Origin of the sequence: Streptomyces sp. NPDC018031 (assembly GCF_044327625.1) — a bacterium.
In the GTDB taxonomy this organism is placed as follows: Bacteria; Actinomycetota; Actinomycetes; order Streptomycetales; family Streptomycetaceae; genus Streptomyces.
Map to the genome: position 1 here is coordinate 129,974 of NZ_JBIRFT010000017.1, position 26,333 is coordinate 156,306.

General features: G+C 72.9%; 18 protein-coding genes and 1 pseudogene. 11 read left to right on the forward strand and 8 right to left on the reverse strand.

The window, feature by feature from the left end; translation table 11 throughout:
- Positions 1 to 272: 272 nt before the first annotated feature.
- Positions 273 to 695 (reverse strand): Rieske (2Fe-2S) protein, encoded by a 423-nt coding sequence (locus ACH4B3_RS28580; RefSeq protein WP_398467579.1) that lies wholly within the window; start codon positions 693 to 695, stop codon positions 273 to 275.
- Positions 696 to 1,345: 650 nt separating this feature from the next.
- The gene (gene uvrA / locus ACH4B3_RS28585; protein ID WP_398467581.1) at positions 1,346 to 4,366 is read right to left on the reverse strand and encodes an excinuclease ABC subunit UvrA; all 3,021 of its coding nucleotides are present in this window, start codon (positions 4,364 to 4,366) and stop codon (positions 1,346 to 1,348) included.
- Between the two features lie 236 nt (positions 4,367 to 4,602).
- Between uvrA and ACH4B3_RS28590 the strand changes: the two genes are divergently transcribed.
- The 3 genes from ACH4B3_RS28590 to ACH4B3_RS28600 all read left to right on the forward strand — a co-directional run bounded on the left by ACH4B3_RS28590 (position 4,603) and on the right by ACH4B3_RS28600 (position 7,476).
- Positions 4,603 to 5,319 carry a maleylpyruvate isomerase family mycothiol-dependent enzyme gene (locus ACH4B3_RS28590; RefSeq protein WP_398467583.1) on the forward strand — a complete coding sequence of 239 codons (717 nt, stop codon included), beginning with the start codon at positions 4,603 to 4,605 and terminating at the stop codon, positions 5,317 to 5,319.
- Positions 5,320 to 5,323: 4 nt separating this feature from the next.
- A complete protein-coding gene (locus ACH4B3_RS28595; protein WP_398467585.1) occupies positions 5,324 to 5,977 on the forward strand; it encodes an MBL fold metallo-hydrolase in 654 nt (217 codons plus the stop codon).
- 215 nt (positions 5,978 to 6,192) lie between these two features.
- A complete protein-coding gene (locus tag ACH4B3_RS28600) occupies positions 6,193 to 7,476 on the forward strand; it encodes an MFS transporter (RefSeq protein ID WP_398467587.1) in 1,284 nt (427 codons plus the stop codon).
- A gap of 99 nt (positions 7,477 to 7,575) precedes the next feature.
- Here the strand turns inward: ACH4B3_RS28600 and ACH4B3_RS28605 are convergent, their stop codons facing one another.
- From ACH4B3_RS28605 to uvrB, 4 genes are all read right to left on the reverse strand, one after another.
- A complete protein-coding gene (locus tag ACH4B3_RS28605) occupies positions 7,576 to 8,622 on the reverse strand; it encodes a TerC family protein (protein ID WP_398467589.1) in 1,047 nt (348 codons plus the stop codon).
- A 200-nt stretch (positions 8,623 to 8,822) separates the two neighbouring features.
- A complete protein-coding gene (locus ACH4B3_RS28610; RefSeq protein WP_398467591.1) occupies positions 8,823 to 10,817 on the reverse strand; it encodes a TerD family protein in 1,995 nt (664 codons plus the stop codon).
- 200 nt (positions 10,818 to 11,017) lie between these two features.
- The gene (locus ACH4B3_RS28615; RefSeq protein ID WP_398467593.1) at positions 11,018 to 11,596 is read right to left on the reverse strand and encodes a TerD family protein; all 579 of its coding nucleotides are present in this window, start codon (positions 11,594 to 11,596) and stop codon (positions 11,018 to 11,020) included.
- A gap of 247 nt (positions 11,597 to 11,843) precedes the next feature.
- Positions 11,844 to 13,976 (reverse strand): excinuclease ABC subunit UvrB, encoded by a 2,133-nt coding sequence (gene uvrB / locus ACH4B3_RS28620; RefSeq protein WP_398467595.1) that lies wholly within the window; start codon positions 13,974 to 13,976, stop codon positions 11,844 to 11,846.
- 122 nt (positions 13,977 to 14,098) lie between these two features.
- Between uvrB and ACH4B3_RS28625 the strand changes: the two genes are divergently transcribed.
- The 3 genes from ACH4B3_RS28625 (at position 14,099) to ACH4B3_RS28635 (ending at position 16,148) form a co-directional block, all read left to right on the forward strand.
- Entirely contained in the window at positions 14,099 to 14,299 is a 201-nt protein-coding gene (locus ACH4B3_RS28625) for a DUF4177 domain-containing protein (protein WP_398467597.1), read from the forward strand.
- A gap of 180 nt (positions 14,300 to 14,479) precedes the next feature.
- Positions 14,480 to 15,394 carry a glycerophosphodiester phosphodiesterase gene (locus ACH4B3_RS28630; RefSeq protein WP_398467599.1) on the forward strand — a complete coding sequence of 305 codons (915 nt, stop codon included), beginning with the start codon at positions 14,480 to 14,482 and terminating at the stop codon, positions 15,392 to 15,394.
- 181 nt (positions 15,395 to 15,575) lie between these two features.
- Positions 15,576 to 16,148: a methylated-DNA--[protein]-cysteine S-methyltransferase gene (locus tag ACH4B3_RS28635; protein WP_398467601.1), complete on the forward strand. Its 573-nt coding sequence runs from the start codon at positions 15,576 to 15,578 to the stop codon at positions 16,146 to 16,148.
- A gap of 79 nt (positions 16,149 to 16,227) precedes the next feature.
- Here ACH4B3_RS28635 and ACH4B3_RS28640 read toward each other — a convergent pair whose 3' ends face one another.
- Positions 16,228 to 16,872 carry a uridine kinase gene (locus ACH4B3_RS28640; RefSeq protein WP_398467603.1) on the reverse strand — a complete coding sequence of 215 codons (645 nt, stop codon included), beginning with the start codon at positions 16,870 to 16,872 and terminating at the stop codon, positions 16,228 to 16,230.
- Positions 16,873 to 16,994: 122 nt separating this feature from the next.
- On the opposite strand from ACH4B3_RS28640, the gene ACH4B3_RS28645 reads away from it, so the two are divergent.
- Together ACH4B3_RS28645 and ACH4B3_RS28650 are read left to right on the forward strand one after the other, a co-directional pair.
- Positions 16,995 to 17,552 (forward strand): DUF1697 domain-containing protein, encoded by a 558-nt coding sequence (locus tag ACH4B3_RS28645; RefSeq protein ID WP_398467605.1) that lies wholly within the window; start codon positions 16,995 to 16,997, stop codon positions 17,550 to 17,552.
- Between the two features lie 95 nt (positions 17,553 to 17,647).
- A complete protein-coding gene (locus ACH4B3_RS28650; protein WP_398467607.1) occupies positions 17,648 to 18,856 on the forward strand; it encodes an aromatic acid exporter family protein in 1,209 nt (402 codons plus the stop codon).
- A gap of 53 nt (positions 18,857 to 18,909) precedes the next feature.
- Here ACH4B3_RS28650 and ACH4B3_RS28655 read toward each other — a convergent pair whose 3' ends face one another.
- The gene (locus ACH4B3_RS28655) at positions 18,910 to 21,468 is read right to left on the reverse strand and encodes a DUF262 domain-containing protein (RefSeq protein ID WP_398467609.1); all 2,559 of its coding nucleotides are present in this window, start codon (positions 21,466 to 21,468) and stop codon (positions 18,910 to 18,912) included.
- 777 nt (positions 21,469 to 22,245) lie between these two features.
- Here ACH4B3_RS28655 and ACH4B3_RS28660 point away from each other — a divergent pair.
- The 3 genes and pseudogenes from ACH4B3_RS28660 to ACH4B3_RS28670 form a co-directional block, all read left to right on the forward strand.
- The gene (locus tag ACH4B3_RS28660) at positions 22,246 to 23,097 is read left to right on the forward strand and encodes a hypothetical protein (protein WP_398467611.1); all 852 of its coding nucleotides are present in this window, start codon (positions 22,246 to 22,248) and stop codon (positions 23,095 to 23,097) included.
- Between the two features lie 115 nt (positions 23,098 to 23,212).
- Positions 23,213 to 25,444, forward strand: coding sequence for a bifunctional serine/threonine-protein kinase/ABC transporter substrate-binding protein (locus ACH4B3_RS28665; protein ID WP_398467613.1), 2,232 nt, complete (start codon positions 23,213 to 23,215; stop codon positions 25,442 to 25,444).
- Positions 25,445 to 25,644: 200 nt separating this feature from the next.
- Positions 25,645 to 26,333: pseudogene (locus tag ACH4B3_RS28670) on the forward strand (hypothetical protein); the annotation flags it as partial.

The window sequence follows — 26,333 nt, forward strand, 5'->3', positions numbered from 1 at the left end:
GCGCGGGCGGGCCCAGGCCGGGAACTGCGGGACCGTGAGGCCCGGCATGCGGTGCGGGCGCACCGGCACGGTGTGGACCGCTACGTCGCCGTCCCCACGAGGGAGCCGGTCTGCGACTCCTCCCGGGTCACCGTCAGCGCCGACGGGAACTGCCGCCTGGGCCGGGTGCGCCGGCTCCGGGCGGCCCGGCGGGCCCGGCGGTGCACCGGAAGGCCCCGCCACGGGCCGGCCGGTGGGCACACCGCCGGCCCCGGCCCACCGGTCCCGGCGCCTCAGGCCTCCGGGCCCACGATCAGCCGGCCCCCGTCGGTGCGGACCGGCACCGGCGGCAGCGGGGCGACCGCCGGGCCCTGCAACACCTTGCCGGTACGGGCGTCGAACTCGCTGCCGTGGCAGGAGCAGGTGACCCGACCGTCCCGGACGCCGTTCAGCACGCAGTTGCGGTGCGTGCACACCGCGCTGAACGCCTTGTACCGGCCTTCGCCGACCTGGGTGACCAGGACCCGGTCCTCGCGGTAGATCTTGGTGCCGTCGGCCGGGACCTCGTCCGGGCTGCCCAGATCGACCGGGGCGGTCGGGGTGGCGGACGCCTCGCCGTCCCCGTCCCCTCCGCAGGCGGCGACCCCGAGACCCGCCGCGCCGGCCAGCGCGGCCCCTCGCAGCACGGTTCGGCGGGCGGGTGGCTGGCTGCTCATGGCATCTCCCTGGCTTCGCCGGCTGACCCTCGCCGGCCGGGCTTCGCGGTGGTGGCGCGGGGCGCCACGTCGTACGGCCCGACGGTACCCGCCGGCACGCGGGCCGACCGGAGCCGGGCGGCGCATGACACCGGACGGGGGACCCGGGGCGGCAGGGGCCACGCGGCAGGGCACGGAGCCCGGCGAGACAGCCGCGTCAGCACGGCCCCGAGGACAGCCGGGCACGGGTAGCCGGGGACAGTCGGCGCGGCCAGCCGGAGTGGCGAGCGCGGGTCACAGGCAGCCGAGTCGGCAGGCGCGGCCACGGGCAACCGAGGTGGCAGGCGGCGGAGGAAGAGTGTGCCGCTTGCCCAGCGGACGGCGCAGTGGTCAGCGAAGGCCCTGGCGGGGCCGGCAGCGGCACCGGCCCGGTGGTCGGCGGCCCCCACCCGGAGGTGACCGGCCCCGCCCGGAGCAGCCGCACCGCCCGAAGGGGACCGCACCACCCAGAACAGCCGCACCACTCGAAAGGGACCGCACCGCCCGGAGCAGCCGCACCACCCGAAGGGGACCGCACCACCCGGAGGGGGCCGGTACCGGCCGGGTCGCGAACGGCACCGGCCCGGACGTCAGCGACGTCCGGGCCGGTGCGGGTGCGGAGTCCGCCGGGCTCAGGCCTTGCGGCTCCGGGCGGTCTTCTTCGCCGCCGGGGCGGTGGCGCCGGCGGCCTTCTTCACCGCTGTGGAATTGGCCTGCTTCACCACGGTCCTGGCGGCCGCGGTCTTCTTCGCCGCGGCCGTCTTCCGGGTCGTGGCCCGCTTGCGGGCGGGCGGCACCGTGGCGTCGCTCACCCGGTCCCCGAGCAGCTCCCGCAGGAACTTGCCGGTGTGGCTGGCCGGGACCGCGGCCACCTCCTCCGGGGTGCCCTCGGCGATGACCAGACCACCGCCGCTGCCGCCTTCCGGACCCATGTCCACGACCCAGTCCGCCGTCTTGATCACATCGAGGTTGTGCTCGATGACGATCACCGTGTTGCCCTTGTCGACCAGGCCGGACAGCACCTTGATCAGCTTGCTGATGTCCTCGAAGTGCAGACCGGTGGTCGGCTCGTCCAGCACGTAGACCGTGCGGCCGGTCGACCGCTTCTGCAGCTCGCTGGCGAGCTTCACACGCTGCGCCTCACCACCGGAGAGGGTGGGCGCGGACTGCCCGAGCCGCACATAGCCCAGACCGACCTCGTTGAGCGTCCGCAGATGCCGGGAGATGGTGGGCACCGCCTCGAAGAAGTCCAGTGCCTCCTCGATCGGCATGTCCAGCACCTCGGCGATGGACTTGCCCTTGTAGTGGACCTCCAGGGTCTCCCGGTTGTAGCGCGCGCCGTGGCAGACCTCGCACGGCACGTACACGTCCGGCAGGAAGTTCATCTCGATCTTGATGGTGCCGTCACCGGCGCAGTTCTCGCACCGGCCGCCCTTGACGTTGAAGGAGAAGCGGCCGGGCAGGTAGCCGCGGACCTTCGCCTCCATGGTCTCCGCGAAGAGCTTGCGGACATGGTCGAAGACGCCGGTGTAGGTGGCCGGGTTGGACCGCGGCGTACGGCCGATCGGCGACTGGTCGACGTGGACCACCTTGTCGACCAGGTCGTCGCCGTCCACCCGGGTGTGGCGGCCCGGCACCGACCGGGCGCCGTTCAGCTCCCGCGCCAGGTGGGTGTAGAGGATGTCGTTGACCAGGGTGGACTTGCCGGAGCCGGACACGCCGGTGACCGCGGTGAGGACGCCCAGCGGGAAGGACACGTCGATGTCCTTCAGGTTGTTCTCCCGGGCTCCGTGCACGGTCAGCTGCCGGCCGGGGTCCACCTCGCGCCGGGTGGCCGGCAGCGCGATGGACTTCTTCCCGGCCAGGTACTGGCCGGTCATGGACTCCTCGTTCGCCAGCAGCTCCTCCAGCGGGCCGCTGTGCACCACCTTGCCACCGTGCTCGCCCGCGCCGGGACCGATGTCCACCACCCAGTCCGAGGTCTTGATGGTGTCCTCGTCGTGCTCGACGACGATGAGGGTGTTGCCGAGGTCGCGGAGCCGCACCAGCGTCTCGATGAGCCGGTGGTTGTCCCGCTGGTGCAGGCCGATCGACGGCTCGTCCAGCACGTACAGCACGCCGACCAGTCCGGAGCCGATCTGGGTGGCCAGCCGGATGCGCTGCGCCTCGCCACCGGAGAGGGTGCCGGCCGCGCGGTTGAGCGAGAGGTAGTCCAGGCCGACGTCGACCAGGAACCGCAGCCGCTCGTTGACCTCCTTCAGCACCCGCTCGGCGATCTTCTTCTCCCGGGCGTTCAGCTTCATGTCGCGCAGGAACTCCGCGCACTCGCTGATCGACATCGCGGAGACCTCCGCGATGGAGCGGCCCTGCACCGTCACCGCCAGCACGATCGGCTTGAGCCGGGTGCCCTCGCAGGTGGGGCACGGCACCTCGCGCATGTAGCCCTCGAACCGCTCCCGGCTGGAGTCGCTCTCGGCCTCGGAGTGCCGCCGCTTCACGAACGGCACGGCGCCCTCGAACGCGGTGGTGTAGGCGCGCTCGCGGCCGTACCGGTTGCGGTAGCGCACCTCGATCTGCGTCTTGTGGCCGTGGAGCAGGGCCTTCTTCGCCCGCTGCGGCAGCCCGGCCCACGGGATGTCGGTACGGAAGCCCAGGGCGTCGGCGAGGGCGCCCACCAGACGTCCGAAGTAGTCCTTGGTGTGCCCGTGCGACCAGGGGTGGATGGCCCCGTCGTCCAGGCTCCGCTCCTCGTCCGGGACGATCAGCTCGGGGTCGACCTCCATCCGGGTGCCGATGCCGGTGCAGTCCGGGCAGGCGCCGAACGGCGAGTTGAAGGAGAACGAGCGCGGCTCCAGCTCCTCGAACGACAGGTCGTCGTAGGGGCAGTAGAGGTGCTCCGAGAACATCCGCTCCCGCTGCGGATCGTCCGCCTCGAGATCGACGAAGTCGAGGATCACCATGCCGCCGGAGAGCCCCAGCGCGGTCTCCACCGAGTCGGTCAGCCGCCGCTTGGCGCTGTCCTTCACGGTGAGGCGGTCGACGACCACCTCGATGGTGTGCTTCTCCTGCTTCTTCAGCTTCGGCGGGTCGGTGAGCTGGATGGTCTCCCCGTCCACCCGGGCCCGGCTGTAGCCCTTGGTCTGCAGGTCGGCGAAGAGGTCGGCGAACTCTCCCTTGCGCTCGCGCACCAGCGGCGACAGGACCTGGAAGCGGCTGCCCTCGGGCAGCTCCAGCACCTTGTCGACGATGGCCTGCGGCGACTGCCGGGCGATCGGGCGCCCGCACTCGGGGCAGTGCGGCTTGCCGATGCGCGCGAACAGCAGGCGGAGGTAGTCGTAGACCTCGGTGATCGTGCCGACCGTCGACCGCGGGTTGCGCGAGGTCGACTTCTGGTCGATCGAGACGGCTGGGGACAGGCCCTCGATGAAGTCCACGTCGGGCTTGTCCATCTGGCCCAGGAACTGCCGGGCGTAGGAGGAGAGCGACTCGACGTAGCGGCGCTGCCCCTCGGCGAAGATCGTGTCGAACGCGAGGGAGGACTTGCCCGACCCCGACAGCCCGGTGAAGACGATCAGGGAGTCGCGGGGGAGGTCGAGCGAGACGTTCTTGAGGTTGTGCTCGCGAGCGCCACGGACGATGAGACGGTCGGCCACGCCGGTCGGCACCTTTCTTGAGGAAGTCAGGGGTGCGCCGGGCTCTGCTTTCGGCCCGACTCTGTCGCACGCGCAGAGGCGGAGCGGAGCGATGCCCCCTCGACCCAGGGTATGGGGGCGGTACGGCGATGTGTTCCAGGATGCAACACTCCGAGCCTATAGCACGCACATTCGATTTACGGGCGAAGTCCACCGCGATCACCCGAACGTGTGGCGCAGGTACTACGGTGCGGGACATGAGTGACTTCGCGCACAACGCCTCCGCGGTACAGGGTGCCACCGACCGGCTGCTCACCGCGGCCGCCGGGCTGGACGACGAGGCGGCCGCCGCGCCCTCCCTGCTGCCCGGCTGGACCCGGGGCCACGTACTCGCCCACCTGTCCCGCAACGCCGACGCCCTGACCAACCTCCTCACCTGGGCACGCACCGGCGAGGAGACGCCGATGTACGCCAGCGAGGGCGCCCGCGACGCGGACATCCAGCGGGACGCCCACCGCCCGCTCGCGGTGCACCTCGACGACCTGCGCACCAGCGCCCACCGGTTCAACGCCGCGGCCGCCGCCCTCCCCCGGGACCGGTGGGAGTACCAGGTCGCCATGCGCAACGGCGTGGTCGAGCGCGCCGCGCGGCTGACGTTCCGCAGGCTGGTGGAGGTCGAGCTGCACCACGTCGACCTGGACCTCGGCTACACCCTGGACGACCTGCCCAGCGACTTCGTCGAGCAGGAGCTGGACTTCCTCACCGGGGAGAAGTTCGCCGGCCACCCGAAGGTGCCCGCCCTGCGGCTGCGGGCCGAGGGCGGCACCGAGCGCGTCACCGGCCGCGCCGACGAGCCCCCGGTCACCGTCACCGGCTCCCCCACCGCCCTGGTGGGCTGGCTCACCGGCCGCTCCGACGGCTCCGACCTGAAGATCACGGACGGCGCCCTGCCGGCCCTTCCGCCGCTAGGCTGACCCCATGACGTACAGCGGAGCGGTCACGGTCGGCGGACCTGCGGATGTGCATGAGCTGCCGGACCTGATGATCTCGAAAGTCGCCGTCGGGCCGATGAACAACAACGCCTATCTGTTGCGCTGCCGCGCCACGGACGAGCAGTTGCTGATCGACGCCGCGGCCGAGCCCCGGACGCTGCTGAACCTGATCGGCGACGGCGGCATCGCCTCCGTGGTCACCACCCACCAGCACGGCGACCACTGGGGCGCGCTGCGGGAGGTCGTGGACGCCACCGGGGCGCGCACCCACGCCGGCCGGTTCGACGCGGAGGGCATCCCGGTCCCCACCGACGTGCTCGTCGAGGACGGGGACACCATCCGCGTCGGGCGGGTGGAGCTCACCGCCCGCCACCTGGTCGGCCACACGCCGGGCAGCATCGCGCTGATCTACGACGACCCGCACGGCCACCCGCACGTCTTCACCGGCGACTGCCTGTTCCCGGGCGGGGTGGGCAACACCCACGACGACCCGAAGGCCTTCGCCAGCCTCATCGACGACGTGGAGCACAAGCTGTTCGTCCTGGCCGACGAGACCTGGGTCTACCCCGGCCACGGGGACGACACCACGCTCGGCGCGGAGCGCCCGCACCTGGGCGAGTGGCGCGAACGCGGCTGGTGAGCCCCCGGCCCGGCCGGTGAGCGGGGCGGGCGCGGACCTCGCGCCGCGCCCACCCCGCGCCCGGCGCCGGCGCCCGCTCCCGGGCCCCCGGCCCGGGCACCGGTGCACCACCCGGCATCCGCCGCGCGCCCCCGCATCCGGCGGCCGTCCCGGCCCGTAACCCCGCCGGCCGCCGCCGCGTTTGGCCCGGCATGCGCGACGATCGTCCGCCGTCCATGATCCGCCTCGCCACGGCGTCCCTGGCCGGCACCGCCATCGAGTTCTACGACTTCTTCGTCTACGGCAGTGCCGCGGCGCTGGTCTTCGGCCCGCTCTTCTTCCCGGACTTCTCGCCCCTCGCGGGCACCCTGGCCGCCTTCGGCACCTTCGCCGTCGGCTTCCTGTCCCGGCCGCTGGGGTCGCTGCTGTTCGGCCACATCGGCGACCGGCACGGCCGCAAACCCGTCCTGGTCGCGTCGCTGCTGCTGACCGGTGTCGCCACCGTCGCGGTGGGCTTCGTCCCGGCGTACGACACCATCGGCATCGCCGCCCCCGTCCTCCTCACCGCGCTGCGGTTCCTGCAGGGGCTGGGGCTCGGCGGCGAGTGGGGCGGGGCGGTCCTGCTGACCGCGGAGCACGCGCCGGCCCACCGCCGCGGGCTGTGGTCGGGATTCCCGCAGGTCGGCCCGGCGGTCGGCTTCCTGCTCGCCAACGGCGTGCTGCTGGCGCTGTCCGCCGCCCTGACCGACGCGCAGTTCCGGTCCTGGGGGTGGCGGGTGCCGTTCTGGGCCGCGGGCGTGCTCGCCGCCGCCGGACTGCTGCTGCGCAGCCGGCTCACCGAGACGCCCGAGTTCCGCGCCCTCGCCGAGAGCGGGGAACGCGCCACCGCGCCGCTCGCCGAGGTGGCCCGGGGCCACTGGCGGCTGGTGCTGCTCACCGCGGGCGGCCTCGCCATCGGCTACGCGGTCTTCTACACCGTCACCACCTGGTCCCTCGCCTACGGCACCGACGAGCTCGGGGTGGACCGCACGGTGATGCTCGGCTGCATCATGGCGGCGGTGGCCGTGAAGGGGGCGATCACGCCGCTGGTGGCGCACCTCGGGGACCGTCTCGGGCGCCGGACGCTGTGCCTGACCGGCTGCGCGGCCACCGCGCTGTGGACGTTCCCGCTGATCGCCCTGGTGCAGACCGGGGAGCCGTTGCTGATGTTCCTGGGCTTCCTGGGGGCGATGCTCGCCTTCATCCTGATGTACGCGGTCACCGGGGCGTATCTGCCGGAGCTGTACGAGCCGCGGGTGCGGTGCACCGGGGCGGCGGTCGGCTACAACCTGGCGGGGGTGCTCGGCGGTGCGCTCACCCCGATCGTGGCGACCTCCCTCTCCCACGGCGGTGGACCGCCGTGGGGGGTGGCCTGCTATCTGACCGTGCTGGCGGTGTGCAGCCTGGGCTGCTTCGCCCTGCTCCCGGAAACCAGCGGCCGCCTCCTGCGGCCCGGTGCGGCCGAGGAGGCGGCCGTCTGACGGCGCCGGCGTCCGGTGGCGCCGTCAGCGGTGGGCTCCCGGCGCCCCGGGCGGCCGCGGTGCGGTGGGCCGCACGCGGTGCCGTGGCGCCATGGAGGTTCAGACGTCGGCGCCGGTCCTGGTCCTGCTGCCGGGCTCGTCCGGCTCCGGGGCCGCCGGGCCGGGCTCGACGGTCCGGTCCGCGGCCGACGCCTCGGCGGCCGCGGCCTTCTTGGAGGCACGCAGGCTGGTGATCGTGGTGACCGCGAGCACCGCGCAGATCACGCCGAGCGAGACCGGGATGCTGATCTCGGGGACGTGCACCCCCGACTCGTGCAGGGCGTGCAGCACCAGCTTGACGCCGATGAAGCCGAGGATCACCGACAGGCCGTAGGAGAGGTGGACCAGCTTCTTCAGCAGACCGCCGATGAGGAAGTACAGCTGCCGCAGACCCATCAGCGCGAAGGCGTTGGCGGTGAAGACGATGTACGGGTCCTGGGTCAGGCCGAAGATCGCGGGGATCGAGTCGAGGGCGAACAGCACGTCCGTGGTGCCGATCGCGAGCATCACGATCAGCATCGGGGTCATCAGCCGCTTGCCGTTCTCGACGATGAACAGCTTGGTGCCGTGGTACTTGTCGGTCGACGGGAAGCGCTTCTCGACCATCTTGAGGAAGCGGTTCTCCTCGAACTCCTCGTCCTCCTCGTCGGCCCGCGCCTCCTGGACGAGCTTCCAGGCCGTCCAGATGAGGAACGCGCCGAAGATGTAGAAGACCCAGGCGAAGTTGGAGATGATCGCGGCACCGGCGCCGATGAATATCGCGCGCAGCACCAGCGCGATCAGTACGCCGACCATCAGCACGCGCTGCTGGTAGATCGTCGGGACCGCGAACTTCGCCATGATCAGGACGAAGACGAAGAGGTTGTCCACGCTCAGTGACTTCTCGGTGATGAAGCCCGCGAAGAACTCCCCGGAGGGCTGGCCGCCCCCGAAGATCAGCAGGCCGAGCCCGAAGAGTCCGGCGAGGGCGACCCAGACCGCGGTCCAGATACCGGCCTCCTTCAAGGAGACCTCATGCGGTTTGCGTCCGCCGATGAAGAAATCCACGGCGATGAGGGCGCACAGACCGACGATGGTCAGCACCCAGAGCGTCAAGGAAACGTCCACTGTTCCTCCGGCATTCGTACGGCAAATTCAGCGTCGTCGCTGCCGGAGGTCTCTTCCACCCGCGCTCGCGCTACGGGCCGGCGCCCCGGGATCCAGTTGGTCCGTGGTGACGGGCACGCCGCAGTAGGAGTACTCCCCTCCGTGGCATGAAGCGTACAGGAACGCCCATGGAAGAGTAAAGATATGGATAAATTCCCAGGTCAGCCGCCATATGCCTGCCGAGCCCTGGCCACCTGGTCCAGTACCTGGTGCAGTACCCGGCTGCCCTCCGGGACGGCGGGCGGCTCATAGGTCCAGGCATGGCCGACCCAGGGGTCGGCGAGGTGGTCGTCCGGCACCGGGGTGATGCGCAGCAGCGACCGCCACAGCGGGTCCAGCACCGGCCCGTACGCCCGGGCGTCCTCCCGGTCGGCCACCATCATCAGATGGACCCCGACGGCCGGGCCCTCGTCCGCCAGGTACCGCAGCTGGGTGACGGCCCGGTCGTCGAAACCGTGCGGGAAGTCGTGGACGACCAGCAGCTGCTGGGCCATGTCCAGGTCCGGCGGCAGCGCGTCGGTGGCCCCGCTGCGGATCGCCATCTGGACCAGGTCGACGCGCTGGGTCAGCTCGGCGAGCACCCGGGTCACCCCCTGCGCCCCGGCGGCCGGGGGCTCCCGCAGCACCCCGGACCGGAGCAGCGGGTCGAGCGAGGCGGCGGCCGAGCCGGCCGGGTCGATCACGTGCACGGTGAACTCGCCCGCCGGGTAGACGGCCAGCAGCCGCGCGGCGTGCGCCACCGCGGTGTCCATGGCCAGCCGCCGCAGCCCGGCGGAGTCCAGCACCGCCGACTCCGGTGCGGAGCCGCGGCCGCTGTCGATCCACAGCCCCCGCTCCAGCGGCAGCCGCACCAGCATGGGGATGCGCAGGTCGGTGCTCTCGGACAGGTGGAGGTCGCCCAGCCGCAGCGCCATCGGCAGCTCCATCGGCACCTGGTAGGCGTGCCAGACCGGGCTGTCCCAGCGGGCGTAGGCGGGCGGCAGGGCCGGTTCCACGACATCGGCCTCGGCCTTGAGCTGGGCCAGGTCCCGGTCGAGGGCCGCGCGGGCCTGCTCCGCCAGCTGGGTGTGCTTGGCCCGCGCCGCGGCGCGGGCGGCGTCGGCGGCGGGCCCGACCCGGCTGCGCGGGTCGGAGAGCACCCGGTCCAGCTCCTGCTCCATGCGCGAGTCGGCGAAGTCGACGGCGCTGCGATACGCGGCGGTGGTCCGCGCCAGGTCCTCGAACATGCCCCAGACCTGGTTGTAGAGGCGTTCCTCCATGGTCCAGCCGGAGGCGTCGCCGGCCACCGGTGCGGCGGGCCGGCCGGGCTCGGCGGGCGCCGGTGCCGGGGCGGGAGCGGGCGGGGCCGTGGTGCGGCGGCCGGGGTGCTGGTAGTTCACCGGCCCGCCGGGTGCCTGGGCACCGCCGCCCGGGGTGCCGGCCCCGGCTCCGCCGCCGGGCGCCGGGGCGCCGACCGGGGGCAACTGGGCGGCGGGTGGGGGAACCGGCGCGGTGGGCGGGGGAACCGGCGCGGCGGCCGGGGCGGGGTCGGCGGCGCCGGCGGCGACCGGGCGGACCCGGCTGCCCTCCGCGGGGCGGGGCGGGGGCTGGGCGACCGAGCGGGCCATGCCCTGGACGACCGCCTCGTTGATCCGGCCGGCCAGGGCGGCCGCGTCGGACAGCCCCTGGTCCTGCAGCATGGCGGCGAGCCCGCCGGCGTACCCCTGGCCGATGGCGCGCACCTTCCACACGCTCTGCCTGCGGTAGAGCTCCAGGGCGACCACCGCGGACTCGGAGTCCAGGTCGATGATCGTGTAGCAGGCGATCCCGGTGCCGTCGAGGCCGGTGACGGCGACGAAGGGCGCGGGCAGCGTCCCGAACCGGGTGGGACCGCCGACCCCGGCGGGCAGCGCGAGCAGCACGCTCACCCGGTGGACGTCCTCCGGGAGGGCGCCGAGGTCGACGGCGAGCCGGTGCTCGGCCGCGGCCTGCTTGGACACCTCGATGCCGGGCAGTTGCGGCGCGGCCGGGTGGGCGACCCGTTCCGCACCGCGCACGGTGCCGTTCTCGTCCGCGAGCGTCGCTCCCGCGACGACGGGTTCGCCCGCCGAGACCCGTATTTCCAGGCGGGTCTGAGGCAGGGGGTGGTTCTGCCCGCGGACCAGCTCGGCCGTCATCGTTGTGCTCCCTCGTTGCGTTCCACTGCTCGGTGCCTGTGCGTAGGTGGTCGGTGCGTCGGACGGGACGCCGCCCCGCCCGGGGCCGTGCCGCGTGTGGTCGGGCGGTCCCGTGCGGTGGGTGCGGATACTCGGCGGCCCGGCGGCGTTCTCGCCGCCGGGCCGCCGACCGCCGTCCGTGCCGCTGCCGCGGCGCGGTCTTACAGGTGCGGCACGATGTGCGGCATCAGGTCCTGGAAGGTACGGCCGTTGGCGGGCTCGCCGACCGCCTTCATCTGCCAGCCGTTGCCGGCCCGCTGGACCTTCGCCATGATCTGGGCGGTGTACTGGCCGCCACCGGTGAGGGTGTAACGCGCCAGCTCCTGGCCGTTGGTCTCGTCCACCAGGCGGCAGAAGGCGTTCTGCACCTCGGCGAAGGTCTGACCGGTGAAGGAGTTGACGGTGAAGATTATCTGGTCGATGTGGACCGGCACCCGCTGCAGGTCGACCAGGATCGCCTCGTCGTCCCCGCCCTGGCCCACGCCGCCGACCAGGTTGTCGCCGGTGTGCCGCACCGAGCCGTCGTCGCTGGTGAGGTGACGGAAGAACACCACGTCGGTGGGCTGCTTGTCGGCGAACAGGACCGCCGAGGCGTCAAGGTCGACCTCCCGGGTACGGGAACCGAACAGCCCGCGCCGGGGGGCGGCCTGCCATCCCAGTCCCATTCGCACCGCGGTCAGGGTGCCACCGTCGGCCTTCTGCAGGCTGATCGACTGGCCCTTGGACATATTGACCGTCACGCGCTGTCCCTACTCTCATTTCTCGTTGACCCCGTGGCCGCCCGTCTCGTGCGGCCTCCTCGAACCCTATGCACTGGCGCGGACGGTCCGGCCGCCGGTGGTGGCTTTGTGTCGTTCTTGCAACACACCGCCCGGCATGCGGGCGGTGTGACGGTGCGGGTGGGGGGCACGGAGGCCCCGGGGGCGGGAGCGACACGGCCCCCGGGACGGCCCACGGACGGTGTCCGGGGCGGATTCGGGGCAGGGGTCAGGACAGACCGGCTTCCCGCATCTGCCGGAGCTCCTTCTTCAGCTCGCCCACCTCGTCGCGGAGCCGGGCGGCCACCTCGAACTGCAGCTCCGCCGCGGCGGCCCGCATCCGGTCGGTCATCTCCTCGATCAACTCGGCGAGTTCCGCGGCCGGCCGGTCGGTGGGGGTCCCGTTCCGGCCGGCGCCGGGCTTGTGCGCGGCGAGCGCGGGCACCGGGGCCTTGGCCTGCCCCTTGCCCTTGCCCGCGGGCTGGCCGGCCTGGCGGTAGCCGCTGCCCAGCAGCTCCTTGGTGTCGAGCTCCTCGCGGGCGATGGTCGCCACGATGTCGCCGATCTTCTTGCGCAGCGGCTGCGGGTCGATGCCGTTGGCCGTGTTGTAGGCGATCTGCTTCTCCCGGCGCCGGTTGGTCTCGTCGATGGCCTTCTCCATCGCCGGAGTCATCTTGTCCGCGTACATATGGACCTGGCCGGAGACGTTCCGCGCGGCGCGCCCGATCGTCTGGATCAGCGAGGTCCCGGACCGCAGGAAGCCCTCCTTGTCCGCGTCGAGGATCGCCACCAGGGAGACCTCGGGGAGGTCCAGGCCCTCCCGGAGCAGGTTGATGCCGACCAGCACGTCGTACTCGCCGGCCCGCAGCTCCCGCAGCAGTTCGACCCGGCGCAGGGTGTCCACGTCGCTGTGCAGGTAGCGCACCTGGATGCCGAGTTCCAGCATGTAGTCGGTGAGGTCCTCGGCCATCTTCTTGGTGAGGGTGGTGACCAGGACGCGCTCGTCCTTCTCGGTGCGGGTGCGGATCTCGTGGATGAGGTCGTCGATCTGACCGTCGGTCGGCTTGACCACGACCTCCGGGTCGATGAGCCCGGTGGGCCGGATGATCTGCTCCACGAAGCCGTCGCCGCGGGAGAGTTCGTACGGCCCGGGAGTGGCCGAGAGGTACACCGTCTGCCCGGTCCGCTCCAGGAACTCCTCCCACTTCAGCGGGCGGTTGTCGAGCGCGGACGGCAGCCGGAAGCCGTGCTCGATCAGGGTGCGCTTGCGGGAGGCGTCGCCCTCGTACATCGCGCCGATCTGCGGGACGGTGACGTGCGACTCGTCGATGACGAGCAGGAAGTCCTCGGGGAAGTAGTCGAGCAGGGTGTGCGGCGGGGTGCCGGGGTCCCGGCCGTCGACGTGCAGCGAGTAGTTCTCGATGCCGGAGCAGGTGCCGATCTGCCGCATCATCTCGATGTCGTAGGTGGTCCGCATCCGCAGCCGCTGCGCCTCCAGGAGCTTGCCCTGCTTCTCCAGGCGGGCCAGCGTCTCCTCCAGCTCCCGCTCGATCCCGGAGATGGCCTTCTCCATGCGCTCGGGTCCGGCGACGTAGTGGCTGGCCGGGAAGACGTACAGCTCCTGGTCGTCGGAGATCACCTCGCCGGTCAGCGGGTGGAGCGTGGACAGCGCCTCGATCTCGTCGCCGAACATCTCGATGCGGACCGCGAGCTCCTCGTAGACCGGGAAGATCTCGATGGTGTCGCCCCGGACCCGGAAGGTGCCGCGAGTGAACGCCAGGTCGTTGCGGGTGTACTGGATGTCGACGAAGCGGCGCAGCAGCTGGTCGCGGTCGATCTCCTCGCCGACCCGGAGCGGCACCATCCGGTCCACGTACTCCTGCGGCGTGCCCAGGCCGTAGATACAGGAGACGGACGCGACCACGACGACGTCACGCCGGGTGAGCAGGGAGTTCGTCGCGGAGTGGCGCAGCCGCTCGACCTCCTCGTTGATCGAGGAGTCCTTCTCGATGTAGGTGTCCGACTGGGGGACGTACGCCTCGGGCTGGTAGTAGTCGTAGTACGACACGAAGTACTCGACCGCGTTGTTCGGCAGCAGCTCGCGGAACTCGTTCGCGAGCTGGGCGGCGAGCGTCTTGTTGGGTGCCATCACGAGCGTCGGCCGCTGGAGCTTCTCGATCATCCACGCGGTGGTCGCGGACTTGCCGGTGCCGGTCGCCCCGAGCAGCACGACGTCCTTCTCACCGGCGCGGATGCGCCGCTCCAGGTCGGCGATGGCCGTGGGCTGGTCGCCGCTGGGCTGGTAGGGGCTGACGACCTCGAAGGGCGCCACCTTGCGTTCGATCTGGGATACGGGCCGCATGGTCCCACCGTACGACCCGCCACTGACAACGGCCCGGTTCCGCCCTCGTAGCCTGTTCCGCACCCGCACGTCCGACACCACGGCGCGTCGGCTGCGCAGAGCACCCCCGAAAGGATTTGATCATGTACGAATACAAGGTGGTCCAGATTCGCGAAAAGCTGATCGGCGGCAAGATGTCGGCGGACAAGGTCGAGGACGTCCTGAACAAGTACGCGGCCGACGGCTGGCAGGTGAAGGCCATAACCGGTGCCGACGTGAAGGGCCGCGTGGGCCCCGGCGGTGTCGAGGGACTGCTCGTCACCTTCGAGCGCCCGCGCCGCTGACCTGCACCGACGGCGCGTCTCGGCCGCCGGGCGGGGCCCCGCGCAGGGCCCCCTCGGCCGCCCGCCGGAACCTCCGGTACACCCCTCGTTCAATCTCCGGCCATCCGGGCCCCTTCCCCCGGTAGGTCATGGCTGGGACGCTTCGCGCGTCCGTGACGCAGACGATGCGAGGAGTCACACATGCTGATCCGCCCGCTCGCCGCCCTGTCCGGGGCGATCCTGGGTATCTCCGCGCTCTTGCTTCCCGCAGCGGCCGCTCAGGCCGTCGACCATCCGCACAGACCGCTCACCGTGGCCCACCGCGGGGCCTCCGCCTACGCCCCCGAGAACACCCTCGCCGCCGTCGACGCGGCCGACGAACTGGGCATCAGGTGGGTGGAGAACGACGTCCAGCGCACCAAGGACGGCGAGCTGGTCATCGTGCACGACACCACGCTGGCCCGGACCACCGACGTCGAGCAGGTCTTCCCCGACCGCGCGCCGTGGAAGATCGCCGACTTCACCCTGGAGGAGATCCGGCAGCTGGACGCGGGCAGCTGGTTCGGCGCCCGGTTCGCGGGCGAGCGGGTGCCGACGCTGGAGGAGTACCTGGAGCGGGTCTCGGACAACCACCAGAACCTGCTGATGGAGATCAAGGCCCCGGAGCTGTACCCCGGCATCGAGAGCGAGACCCTCCGGGTGCTGCGGTCGGAGGGCTGGCTGAATCGGCACCACGTCAAGCACCGGCTGATCATCCAGAGCTTCAGCGCCAACTCGGTGCGGACCGTCCACGCACTTCGCCCGGACGTCAAGACGGGCTTCCTCGGCACCCCGGCCGTCGCCGACCTGCCGACGTACGCCGCGTTCACCGACCAGATCAACCCCAGCTACCGGACCATAAGCGCCGACTACGTCGACGCGGTCCACCAGCTCGAGGGAGCCCACGGCCGCCGGCTGGAGGTCTTCACCTGGACGGTGAACGACGCCACGAACGCGGTCACGGTCGCCCGGATGGGGGTGGACGGCATCATCACCAACACGCCCGACGTGGTGCGTGACGCCGTGGACGAGGACGCCCGCCGGGACGAGGCCGCCGGGGCCCTCGCGTCCCGCTGACCCCGCCCGCGCGAGGTCCGCGCCGCCGCACGGCCGGCCCTGGGGGCGCCACCGGTGCCCCCAGGGCCGGCCGTCGGCCGACGAGGCGCGGCCGGTGCCCCGGGCACTGACCGGAGCGCCGGCCACGCCCCCCCCGACCGGTGGCCGGGGCACTGTCGGTGCCCCCGCCTACCCTGGATCCGTGACGAACACAGAGCCGACCGAACCGGCCCGACGGCCGGACGCGCGACCGTGGTCATGGGCGGTGCTGGACACCCCCATCGGCCCGCTGCTGCTCGCCGCGACCGGTCAGGGGCTGGCCCAGGTGGCCTTCCACGCCGACGACCGCACGGCCGCCCGCACCGTGGACCGGCTCACCCGCCGCCTGGGTTCCGCCCCCACCGACGCCTGCCGGGAGCGGCTCGAGGAAGCGATACGCCAGCTCACCGCGTACTTCTCCGGAACGCTCCGGGAGTTCGGCCTGCCACTGGACTGGTCCCTCACCGCGGGATTCAACCGGCGGGTGCTGCGCGAGCTGGCCGAGCACGTCCCGTACGGCACTGTGGTCGGCTACCAGGACCTCGCCGACCGGGTCGGTGAGCCGGGCGCGGCCCGCGCGGTCGGCACCGCGATGGGCGGCAACCCGCTGCCGGTCGTCGTCCCCTGCCACCGGGTGGTGGAGAGCGACGGCGGCATAGGCGGCTTCGGCGGCGGCCTGGAGACCAAGCGCAGCCTGCTCGCCCTGGAGGGCGTCCTGCCGCAGCCGCTGTTCTGACCCCGGAGCGCCCGGCCCCGCGACGCCGCCGGCTTCCCGTCGCGGCGCCGGCCGCTGCCCGGGCCCCCGCCGTCCGGGCTCACCGGTTCCGGATGCCCGTCCAGGCCGGATGGGCGGGATCGTCGGCGCGCACCACCACATCGGCCGCGTCGCCCGGCCCCACCTCGTCCTCGTAGCGGGCGAACGCCGGCAGCGTCCACCGCTCGCGCTCGTCGGTGCGCCGGGCCAGCGCCGCCGGGGACAGCCTCAGATGCACCGTGAGATCGAAGGGGAACCAGTGTCCGAGCAGCAGCGGGCCGTGCAGCAGCAGCACCCCGCCCGGCGGCAGTTCCACGTAGCCGCTGCGGGTCGCCCGGTCCGCCACCGGATCCCACAGGTCCGGCAGCACCCGCCCGGTGCCGCCCGGCTCCAGCGGGGTGAAGACCTCCCGCCACAGCGCGCCGGTGTCCAGCCAGCCGCCGAAGTACGCGTCGGCGTCCTGCCGTCCGTGCTCCAGCCGCAGCGACGCGGGACGCAGGAAGCCGTGCGCGCCGACCACCAGGGCCGGCCGCCCGAGGGTGCGCAGGGCGGCTCCGAGCCGGTCCGCCGGCTCGCCCGGGCGCGCCGCCGGCGCGCCGTCGACCGCGACCCGCAGCCACGGCCCGCCGTCCGCCGCCCCGGCCGCCGCGAGGTGCCCGGCGAGCGCATCGGTCAGCCGCTCCCAGGAGATAGGTTCCAGCCGCACTCCCCCATCATGCCCGCCCCGGCCCGGCGCGCCGCCGGCGCCTCCCCCGCCGCCCGCACCCCGGGCCACCACGCGGCGGGCGGCCCGCGACCGCGCGCCCGTCACGTGAGGAGACTCCCCGGATGACTGCCCAGATCGCCCTGCTCCGCGGCATCAACGTCGGCGGACACGCCAGGTTCCCCATGGACCGGCAGCGGGAGGTGATGCACGGCCTGGGGTACCGGGAGGTGACCGTGCACCTCCAGACCGGCAACCTGGTGTTCGCCGATCCCGGCACGCCCCCGGAGGAGACGGCCCGCCGGATCGAGGACGGCATCGCCGCCGAGCTGAACGTCCCGGTGCCGGTGACGGTGCGCACCCGCGACGAGCTGGCCGCCACCGTAGCGGCCAACCCGTACCCGCGGGCCGCCGCCGAGCCGAAGACCCTGCACGTCGTCTTCCTCTCCGGGGTGCCCGCCGACACCTCCGGCCTGGACGCCATCGATCCGGACCGGTACGCCCCGGACCGGTTCCGGCTGACCGGCCGTGAGATCTACCTGTGGTGCCCGGACGGCATCGGCCGCTCCAAGCTCGCCGCGAAGATCACCGGCCTGCGGCTCGGCGACGTCACCGCCACGGCACGCAACTGGAACACCGTCACCCGGCTGCTGGCCCTGGCCGACCGGGTCCCGCCCGGCTGAGATCCTCCCCGGCCCGGCACGCCTCCTGGCATCCAGCCAGGTGGCAGGGGAGATTTCCGGTGTCTGCGCGGCCAGTGAGCGGGAAGGAGCACAAGGTGCCCGAGGTGTCCGATCCCGTAGCCAGGCTCATCAGACGCGGTCGCCACCCGCTGGTGGTGCAGGCCCTCCGCTCCACGGCCGCCGCGACGATCTCCTATGTCGTCGCCCTGCAGCTCAGCAGCGAACCGGCCCCGCTCACCGCCCCGCTCACCGCGCTGCTCGTCGTGCAGGTCACCCTCTACGCCACCCTCACCACCGGAATCCGCAGGGTGAACTCGGTGGTGGCCGGGGTGCTGATCGCCAGCGGCTTCAGCGCCCTGGTCGGCCTGACCTGGTGGAGCCTGGGCCTGATCATCCTCGCCTCGCTGCTGGTGGGGCACATCGTGCGGGTGAGCGAGTTCGTGCCCGAGGTGGCGATCAGCGCCATGCTGGTCCTCGGCGTCACCCAGGTGGCCGACACCGCCTGGGACCGGGTCCTGGAGACCCTCATCGGCGCCGTCGTCGGACTGCTGTTCAACTTCTTCCTCGCCCCACCGGTCTGGGTGCAGACCGCCGGCGAGTCGATCGAGGACCTGGCCCGGCGGCTGCGTACGCTGCTGCACCACATGGGTCAGGAACTCGGCGGCCACACCCCGGTCGAGCGGGCCGCCGCCCGGCTCCACGAGGCCCGGCGCCTGGACAACGACGTCGCCGAGGTGGACGCCGCCCTCCGCCAGGCGGAGGACAGCCTGCGGTTCAACCCCCGGGTCAAGGAGGGGCTGCTGCACCGCGTCGTGCTGCGCACCGGCCTCGACACGCTGGAGATCTGCACGGTGGTGCTGCGGGTGCTGGCCCGCACCCTCACCGACCTGGCCAAGCACCGCACCGACGAGCCGCTCTTCCCCGAGGACGTCGCCACCGCGCTCGAAGAGCTGTTCCACCACGTGGCCGCCGCCGTGGAGAGCTTCGCGGTCCTGGTCACCACCCAGGTCAGCGCCAACGCCGAGGAGGCGGAGACCCGCCTCTTCGTCGAACTGGAAGCCGCCGCCGCGAGCCGCGAGACCGTCGCCCACCTGCTGCTGCGCCGGATCCAGGAACACCCCCGGCAGTGGCAGCTGCACGGCGCCCTGCTGGCCGAGATCGACCGGATCCTCGACGAGCTCGACATGGAGCACCGCGCCACCCGCCTGATGGAGGAACTGGACCGCAGCGCCCGCGAACAACGCGAACGGTTCCCCATCGTGGACCGCTTCCGCCGCCTGGTACGGGGGGACGAGGCGGCGTGAGGCGGGGGCGCGGCGGCCACGCCCCGGAGAGCGGGGCCGCGGCGGCGGCCGTCTCACTCGGCGGTCAGGGCACGGTCCCGGAACCAGGTCAGGGCCTCGAACAGCACGGCGCGGTTCTCCTCGGTGCCGAGGACGGACAGCGGGACGCCGGGCCGTAGCGCGATCTTGCCCTCCGGGATGTCGGCACCGTCGATCCGGTTGAGCCGCTGCCGGAACTCGTCCCGCAGCGCGGGATCGGTGAACGGTTCCCGGGTGGCGAGCTGCTGGAAGACCACCTCCATGCCGCCGCCACGGCCGGTTCCCGGAGCGACGATCAGCGGCCAGATCTGCCCGGCCGCCGGCCGGTCCAGCATGAGGAAGGCGCTGGTGTAGATCTTGCCCCAGCCGTGGCCGATCCAGCCTCCGGAGGCTTCCCAGAAGTCGAGCAGTTCAACGGTCCCGGCGACGACCGCGGCACTGTTGTCGGCGCCCAGTTGCGCGTGGAAGCGTTCCCGGCGCTCCTGCCAGGTGACGGGGGTGGCTTCGGTGGTGCCGGGCTGCCCGGCCTCGTCGTCGCCCTCCCGGAGGCCCAGCAGATCGGTGAGGTCCCCGGCGGCCAGCCGTTGCGCCGGCAGTGCGGCGCCGGCCGAGGTGAAGTCCACTCCCTCGGCCGTGAGCACGTCCCGCACCGTGCCCCGGTCCTCGCCGTCCGGCCAGCGGAACCCGTCGGCCACCCGCCCTTCGGAGGTGAGGACGCGGTGGGTGTTGAGCAGTCCGCGGGTGTTGGCGATGTGGGTGCCCACCGCCTGGGCACTGGAGCCGATGAGGGCGGCCAGGTCGCCGTAGGTGGTCCAGGTGCCGTCGGGCAGCGCGGCGAGCGCCTGGTGGAGCTGTTCCCAGTCCCGTCCGCGCTCCACCCGCGCGACGCCCTCCACCGGCGACGGCCACAGCGCGATGGCGCGGTCGGCGAGCTCGTCGGCTCGGGCCAGGATCTCCTTCGCGCCCCACCGCGGGGTGCCGGCGATCCGCCGGTTCATCTCCAGATGACTGGCGTCGAGCAGGTCCTTCTTCCGCTCGAAGGGGTTGTTGGAGAGCTGCGAGTTGACCGCGGTGAGGGTGAGGTTCCCCAGGGTGTGCACCAGCCGCTCGTGCACCTCCTCGGGGTTCTCACCGGGAGCGCAGTCGTCGGCCAGCGCGGTGAGCCATTCGTGGCCGGCCGATCGCGGCATCACATGTTCGACGGTGAGCTTCGCCTGGCCGAAGTCGACCGGTTCGGGGTGCCCGTAGCTCTCTTCCAGCCGCTGGAGCACGAATTTGCGCTGGACCGCGAGCCCGCGTTCGTAGAAGCGGCCGGTGCGCAGGTGGTGGCGGAGTTCTTCGTCGGTCGGCCAGAACCGGCGCGCCGCGGAGAGCAGCTGGCGCAGCCCGACCGCCGGGGACACGTCCCTCGGCAGCTGGCTGGGCAGGGCCTGGAAGATGCGGTTGAGGTTGTTGGTCGGGATCCAGCAGATCATGCGCCGGACCAGGAAGCTCTCGACGTAGGTCAGCGCCCTGACCACTTCGGCGTCGTCGACGAGGCCCTTCTCGCGCTGGTCGAGCAGCATCATCACCGCCGGGTGGGCCACCCCCGCCTGCCAGGCGCGCAGCCGCCGCAGACACTCCCGCACCCGCGGGTCCGCCTCCCGCTCGGGGTCCAGGATGCGCGCGAAGTGCGCCGAGCGGCGGTGGAGTTCCCGGATGTACGCCTCGATGGCCGCCTCGTCGCTGCCGTGCTTCTCGAAGCGGGCCTGCTGGGCCGTGTAGAGGTCCTGCCGCCGTACCCCGTCCTCCCCGTCGAGCATCAGCTGGAGCCACATGAGGTGTTCGAGGTCTTCGTTGCGGAAGGCGCTCTGGAGCGGCAGCCAGTAGGTCTCGTAGACCGCCTCACCCCGTTCCGGCAGCTTCATGAAGAGGTAGTTGCGCAGCAGGTCGGCCTGGCTGAGCTTCAGTCCGGTGTTGTTCAGCGACTCGAAGATGCGGTGGACGTTGTCGTCCTTCTCGGCGCTGACGGTGACGAGGGTCAGCCGGGACGCGATGGCCTGTTCGATGCACCCGATGTCGTAGGGGTCGGCGGGGTCGCCGGCCTTGACGAGCTTGAGCCGGAAGAAGCGGTAGGTGGCGCCGATCCGGTCTCCCCCGCCGGTGCCGGTGTGGGTGCCGCGGATGTAGGCGGCGTAGTGCGCCCGGTCCGCCTGGGTCGGGAGCAGTCGGAAGAAGTCGTCGCCGTGCCGGCGCTTGTTGATGAGGTAGTCCTCGTCGATCCGCTCACGGGCGTCGGGGTCGGTGTCCGCCAGGTGGTCCCGGACGGCGGCGAGGGCGAGCGACAGGGTGGTCAGCCGCTGCTGGCCGTCGACGACCAGCCACCGGGGGAAGGTGGGTTCGGTGACCGGGGAGGGCGCGAGCACCACGGAGCCGAGGAAGTGGGTGGTTCCGGCCTCGCCGTCCTCCAGCAGCCGTGCCTGGTCCAGGACGTCCCGCCACAACTGCTCCAGCTGTTTCTCGGTCCATGAGTAGGTGCGCTGATACAGCGGGATCTGGAACTGCTGGGACCTGCCCTGCATGAGATCGGCGAGGATCGTCTCGGAGGCCTTCATCGGTCTTCCCGGTTCTCTGATGGTCGTGACGGACGGCTGTGACGGTATCGACAGGGGGTGACAGCGGCCCCGGCGTGGCCGGACTTCCGGTACCCGGGCAGGTTCCCGCCCCGCCGTCGCGGCGTGGTCCCGCCGCCCGGTCCGGCGGGTGTGCCCGGCGGAGCGGGGCAGGGGGCGCGGGCGCACCGCCGGCAGCCCTCGCGCCGGCGATGCTTCCCGACGCCTCCCGGCCGGGACCGCCGCGGGTCCGGCAACGGGCGAGGACGCCCGCGGACCGGCGCGGGCGGCCCCTCGTGCCGCGATCCGATCGGTGACGACCTCCTGGCGCCGGCCCATGTCCCCCGTGTCCCCGCGATGTTCACCCGTGTTCGGCTCAACGGTCTTATCACCGCGGGTGCCCGGCCGGTCCAGGATCGGCCGGTTCCCCGCCGGCCGGGGCCGAAATCCGGCCAGAGCCGTGCCCGGACGCCCTCCCCGGCACCACCGGCGCGCCCCCGGCACCACCGGCGCGGTGCGGTCGCCGACGCCGCGCCGGTGCCGTGCCCGCCCGGGGTCCGCGCCCCGCCGCGCGGAACCGGCGGGACCGGGGCCGAAGCCCGGAGCACCGCCGCCGCCTCCGCCTCCGCCTCGCCCGGGGAACGGCCCCGTGGTGGGCGTGGTTTCGTAGCGACTCCGTGACACCGGGGACCGCACACCAGCACGCCCGCGTCCCTAGACTCTCGCCGTCGGCACCGCGCCGCACACGGGGGTTCCAGGGGCCATCGGGGGGATGGACACATGGATCGCAGCACCGCGCGTCACCGCTTACCGACCGTCCTGCTGTGCGCCGTCACGGCGGGGGCCGCACTGACCGGCTGCGGATCGGGCGGGTCCGACGACCACGGCAGGCGGCCACCCACCCGGTCCGCCTCCACGTCGGCCACCGCCTCCCCCAGTACCGCCACCACACCACCGGGACCGGCCCCCACCAGCACGCCACCCGTCGGCACCCTGCCGACCGCGTACGACTTCACGCCCGACCCGGCCAGGGTGCCCAGGACCACCGCGCAGGCCCGGCGGCTCGCATCGGACGCCGTGCTCACCCCCGACACCTGGTCCCAGGGGATGGTGCGGCACACGCCCTACGAGGTGAGCGGCAGCTGGCCGGTGCTCGGCACCTCCTGCGTCTGGTCGCGCGGCACGCTGCCGCCGCACGTGCTGGCCACCGTGACCCGCTGGATCGACAAACCCGCCCGGGACGGCAAGGGCCGGGTGCGGGGTTCGGTCACCGTGACCGTGCACCGCACCGAGCGGGACGCGGACCGCGAGATCGACGACTCGGTCCAGCAGGGGTTCCGCTGCCCGGACCAGGAGCTGGGCGGCGGGCAGCGGGTGCGGGATCTGATGTCGATGCGTTTCCAGGAGAAGGACCTGAGGAACGCGCACGCCTCGCTGTTCGAGGCGGGTACCTTCACCGGCCCGGGGTCCGGCGGCCCGCAGGGCTACGCGTGGTCCAAGGCACGGATCGGTCCGGTGACCGCGGCGATCGCGGTCAAGGGCGCCCACGGCTACGACCGGACGGAGGTGCTCCGGTTGGCCGCCGAAGGGGCCGCCCGCGTCCTGTACCGGATCGAGCGGGAACTGCAGTGAGCAAGCCGACGTGAGCCGGAGCTGTCGTGACCACCACCCGTATCCCCTCCCCGGCCGCCGCCACCCGGGTCCGCCCGGTCACGGCCGGGGACCGCACCCGGAGAGTCCACCGCTGATGCAGCCGCCGCACCCCACCGACCCCGTACAGATCTCCGAGTACCGCATCCTGGGCCGGCTCGGCGCGGGCGGCATGGGCATGGTGCTGCTCGGACGGGCGCCGTCCGGAACGCTGGTGGCCATCAAGGTCATCCGCGCCGAGTACACCGACGACCCCGGCTTCCGGGTCCGCTTCCGCCGGGAGGTGGCCGCCGCCCGCCGGGTCCGCTCCCGGTGGGCGGTACCGGTCCTCGACGCCGACCCGGAGGCGAGCGCCCCCTGGCTGGCCACGGAGTTCGTGCCCGGACCCGCGCTCGGCGAGGCGGTCGGCGAACACGGACCGCTGCCCGAGCGCGGCGTCCGGGCACTCGGCGGGATGCTCGCCGAGGCACTGGAGACGGTGCACGCGGCCGGCCTGGTGCACCGGGACGTCAAACCCGGCAATGTGCTGCTCGCCCTCGACGGACCGCGGCTGATCGACTTCGGGATCGCGCGGGCGCTGGACGACACCGTGCTGACCGCCACCGACGTGGTGATCGGCTCCCCGGGGTTCCTCTCGCCGGAACAGGCGCAGGGCTCCCGGGCGATCCGCTCGCCCAGTGACGTCTTCTCGCTGGGCTGTCTGCTGGCCTACGCGGCGTCCGGCGAGCGCCCGTTCGGCTCGGGGCCGGTGGAGGCGCTGCTGTTCCGTACCGTCCACTATCCGGCGGACCTCTCCGGCGTTCCCGGGGCCCTGCGTCCGGTGATCGAGGCGTGCCTGGAGAAGGATCCGGCACGCCGTCCCACCGCGGACCGGCTGCGGCGGGAGTGGGCCACGGACGCGGCCGGGCCGGGCTGGCTGCCCGCCCCGGTGACCCATCTGATCGCCCGGCGCACCCAGTCGATGCTGGAGTGGCCGCCGTACGAGGCGCTGGGCGCCGCACCGGAGGGCGCCACCGTTCCGCTGCGCGACCGAGTGCCGCCCGCCTCGGCGAGCGGCGTTCCGCTGCGCGACCGTGTCCCGCCCCCACCTCCGCCCCGTCCCGCGCCGCGCGGGACGGTCGGTCCGGCGCCGCCCGCCCGCCGCCGGTTCCTCTTCGCCTCCGGGAGCCTGCTGCTGGCGGCGGGCGGCGGGGTCGCGTTCTGGCGGTTCGGCCCGTCCGGCGGGTCCGGCGAGAAGACGTCGGAGGACCCGCCGCGCCGCCCGGTCCTGGCGGTGGGCCTTCAGGCCGACCTCAGCGGAGGCGGCAGCCCGGTGGGCGCGGCTCACGAGCGCGGCGCGCGGCTCGCCGTGGAACACCTCAACGCCCGCGAGGGGGACGTCCCCTTCGACTTCGAGCTGAGGATCGTCGACGACCGGGGGCAGGAAGCGGCGTCCCGCGCGGCCGCCCGGAAACTGATCGGCGACCGGAGGGTGGTGGCGGTGCTGGGCGCCACGTCGACGGTGGCCGCCGAAGCGGTCATGACGGCGTACGGCGAGGCGGGGCTCGGTCTGATGAGCGTCTGGGACGGCGACATCACCCGCCTGAACCGGGCGTTCCTGGCCGCCCGGCCCAACAACGCCTACCACATGTTCCCGCTGCTGAAGTTCCTCGGCGACCGGCGCATCGCCCGCTGCGCCCTGGTGGACGACGGGACGACGTACGGCTGGCAGGTGACGCGCGGGCTGAGCCCGGCACTCCGCGACGGCGCGGTCGACTACATCCCCACCGTCATTCCCGCCGCCACCACCGACTACGGGCCCCCGGTACGCAGCCTGACCGGCCAGAACCCGGACGCGATCATCTACGGCGGTTCCTGGCCGGACGGAGCCCGGTTCGCCCGTTCGCTGCGGAAGGCCCGCTACGACGGGCTGGTGCTCGGCACCCAGGCGCTGCACGACCCGCGTTTCCTCCGCGAGGCGGGTGACGCTGCCGAGGGCTGGCTGCTGGTCTCCACGGTCATCGACGCCACCGCGCCCGCCGCCGGCCCCCGCGCCCGCGCCTTCGCCCGGGACTTCCGTACCCGATTCGGCACCGCGCCCGCCCCCTACGCCGCGGAGGCCTATGACGCCGTGCGCCTGCTGGCCCGGCACGTCGACGGGCTGGACCGCGAACGGGTGACCCGCGAGGACGTCCTGCCGGTGCTGCGGAAGGGCCGGTATGACGGGGTGTCGAAGACCTATATGTTCAACGAGGCGGACGGGGTCTTCCGCGGCGACGGCACGTTCTTCTACCAGGTGCGGGGCGGCGCGTTCCGGTTCCTCGGGACGGAGGGGCCCGCCACGGGGTGAGCGGCGCCGGGGTGGGGCCGATCGGGCGGCTCCGGCTGCCCGGAAGGGCACCGGGGACTGTCCGAAGCAGGTACCCGCGAGGACGTGCCCGGTCCCGGTGGGCCACCACATGCTGAACGCATGCGGGGGACGCGCGGTCGCAGCGATTTCCATCGCCCGGGGCCCGAGCCGGGTCACCGGGCCGGGCGGCGGATGCCGCCGTGAAGACCACCGACCGCAAGCCCGCCCCGGACGGCCCGCGGCCCGCCCGGCCGCCCTCCACCGACGCCGGGTCCCACGCGGACGCCCCTGCCGTCTCCGCGGCGCCGCCGGCGGCCGGTGGGCGTGGTGTTGCCGATCCGCGGTTGGTGCAGCGGTTGCAGGGTGTGGTGGGCAATCGTGCCGTTGCCGGTCTGGTCGCCCAGCGCTATAGCGCGCCGGTGAAGCCTCCGCCGTCGCAGGCTCCCGGGTTCCGCCGGGTCCAGGCCGATGTGGCCGCGAAGAAGCGCGCGGTCGCCCAGCATCCGCCGGCGGCGGCGGAGTCCAAGGCCGCGCAGGACGCGGCGGTCGCCCCACCGGACGACAAGGAAGCCCAGGGCAAGACCGCCAACGCGGAGAAGATGCACGCCGCCAAACCCGGCGAGTTCGACAAGGCCGCCTTCATCACCGCGGTCAACGCCGCCATCGCCAAACAAGCCCCGAAGAACCTCGACGAGGCCGACAAGTTCGCCGACTCCGGCAAAGCCGACCGCGTCAAGGAAGAAGTCGACGGAAAAGTCGGCGAAGGCAAGAAGACCTCCGCAGGCGAGATCGAAACCACCACCAAAGCCCCACCCGACACCACCGCCGCCAAAGACAAACCCGTCACCCCCCTCACCCCCGACCAGCCCCCGCCCAACCCCGGCCCACC

Excerpts from the sequence above, each read along its gene's own strand:
- ACH4B3_RS28600 (WP_398467587.1), top strand. The coding sequence starts at position 6,193 with ATGATCCGCCTCGCCACGGCGTCCCTGGCCGGCACCGCCATCGAGTTC.
- ACH4B3_RS28655 (WP_398467609.1), bottom strand. The coding sequence starts at position 21,468 with ATGAAGGCCTCCGAGACGATCCTCGCCGATCTCATGCAGGGCAGGTCC.
- ACH4B3_RS28660 (WP_398467611.1), top strand. The coding sequence starts at position 22,246 with ATGGATCGCAGCACCGCGCGTCACCGCTTACCGACCGTCCTGCTGTGC.
- ACH4B3_RS28590 (WP_398467583.1), top strand. The coding sequence starts at position 4,603 with ATGAGTGACTTCGCGCACAACGCCTCCGCGGTACAGGGTGCCACCGAC.
- ACH4B3_RS28610 (WP_398467591.1), bottom strand. The coding sequence starts at position 10,817 with ATGACGGCCGAGCTGGTCCGCGGGCAGAACCACCCCCTGCCTCAGACC.
- ACH4B3_RS28645 (WP_398467605.1), top strand. The coding sequence starts at position 16,995 with ATGACTGCCCAGATCGCCCTGCTCCGCGGCATCAACGTCGGCGGACAC.
- uvrB (WP_398467595.1), bottom strand. The coding sequence starts at position 13,976 with ATGCGGCCCGTATCCCAGATCGAACGCAAGGTGGCGCCCTTCGAGGTC.
- ACH4B3_RS28630 (WP_398467599.1), top strand. The coding sequence starts at position 14,480 with ATGCTGATCCGCCCGCTCGCCGCCCTGTCCGGGGCGATCCTGGGTATC.
- ACH4B3_RS28665 (WP_398467613.1), top strand. The coding sequence starts at position 23,213 with ATGCAGCCGCCGCACCCCACCGACCCCGTACAGATCTCCGAGTACCGC.
- ACH4B3_RS28580 (WP_398467579.1), bottom strand. The coding sequence starts at position 695 with ATGAGCAGCCAGCCACCCGCCCGCCGAACCGTGCTGCGAGGGGCCGCG.
- ACH4B3_RS28625 (WP_398467597.1), top strand. The coding sequence starts at position 14,099 with ATGTACGAATACAAGGTGGTCCAGATTCGCGAAAAGCTGATCGGCGGC.
- ACH4B3_RS28595 (WP_398467585.1), top strand. The coding sequence starts at position 5,324 with ATGACGTACAGCGGAGCGGTCACGGTCGGCGGACCTGCGGATGTGCAT.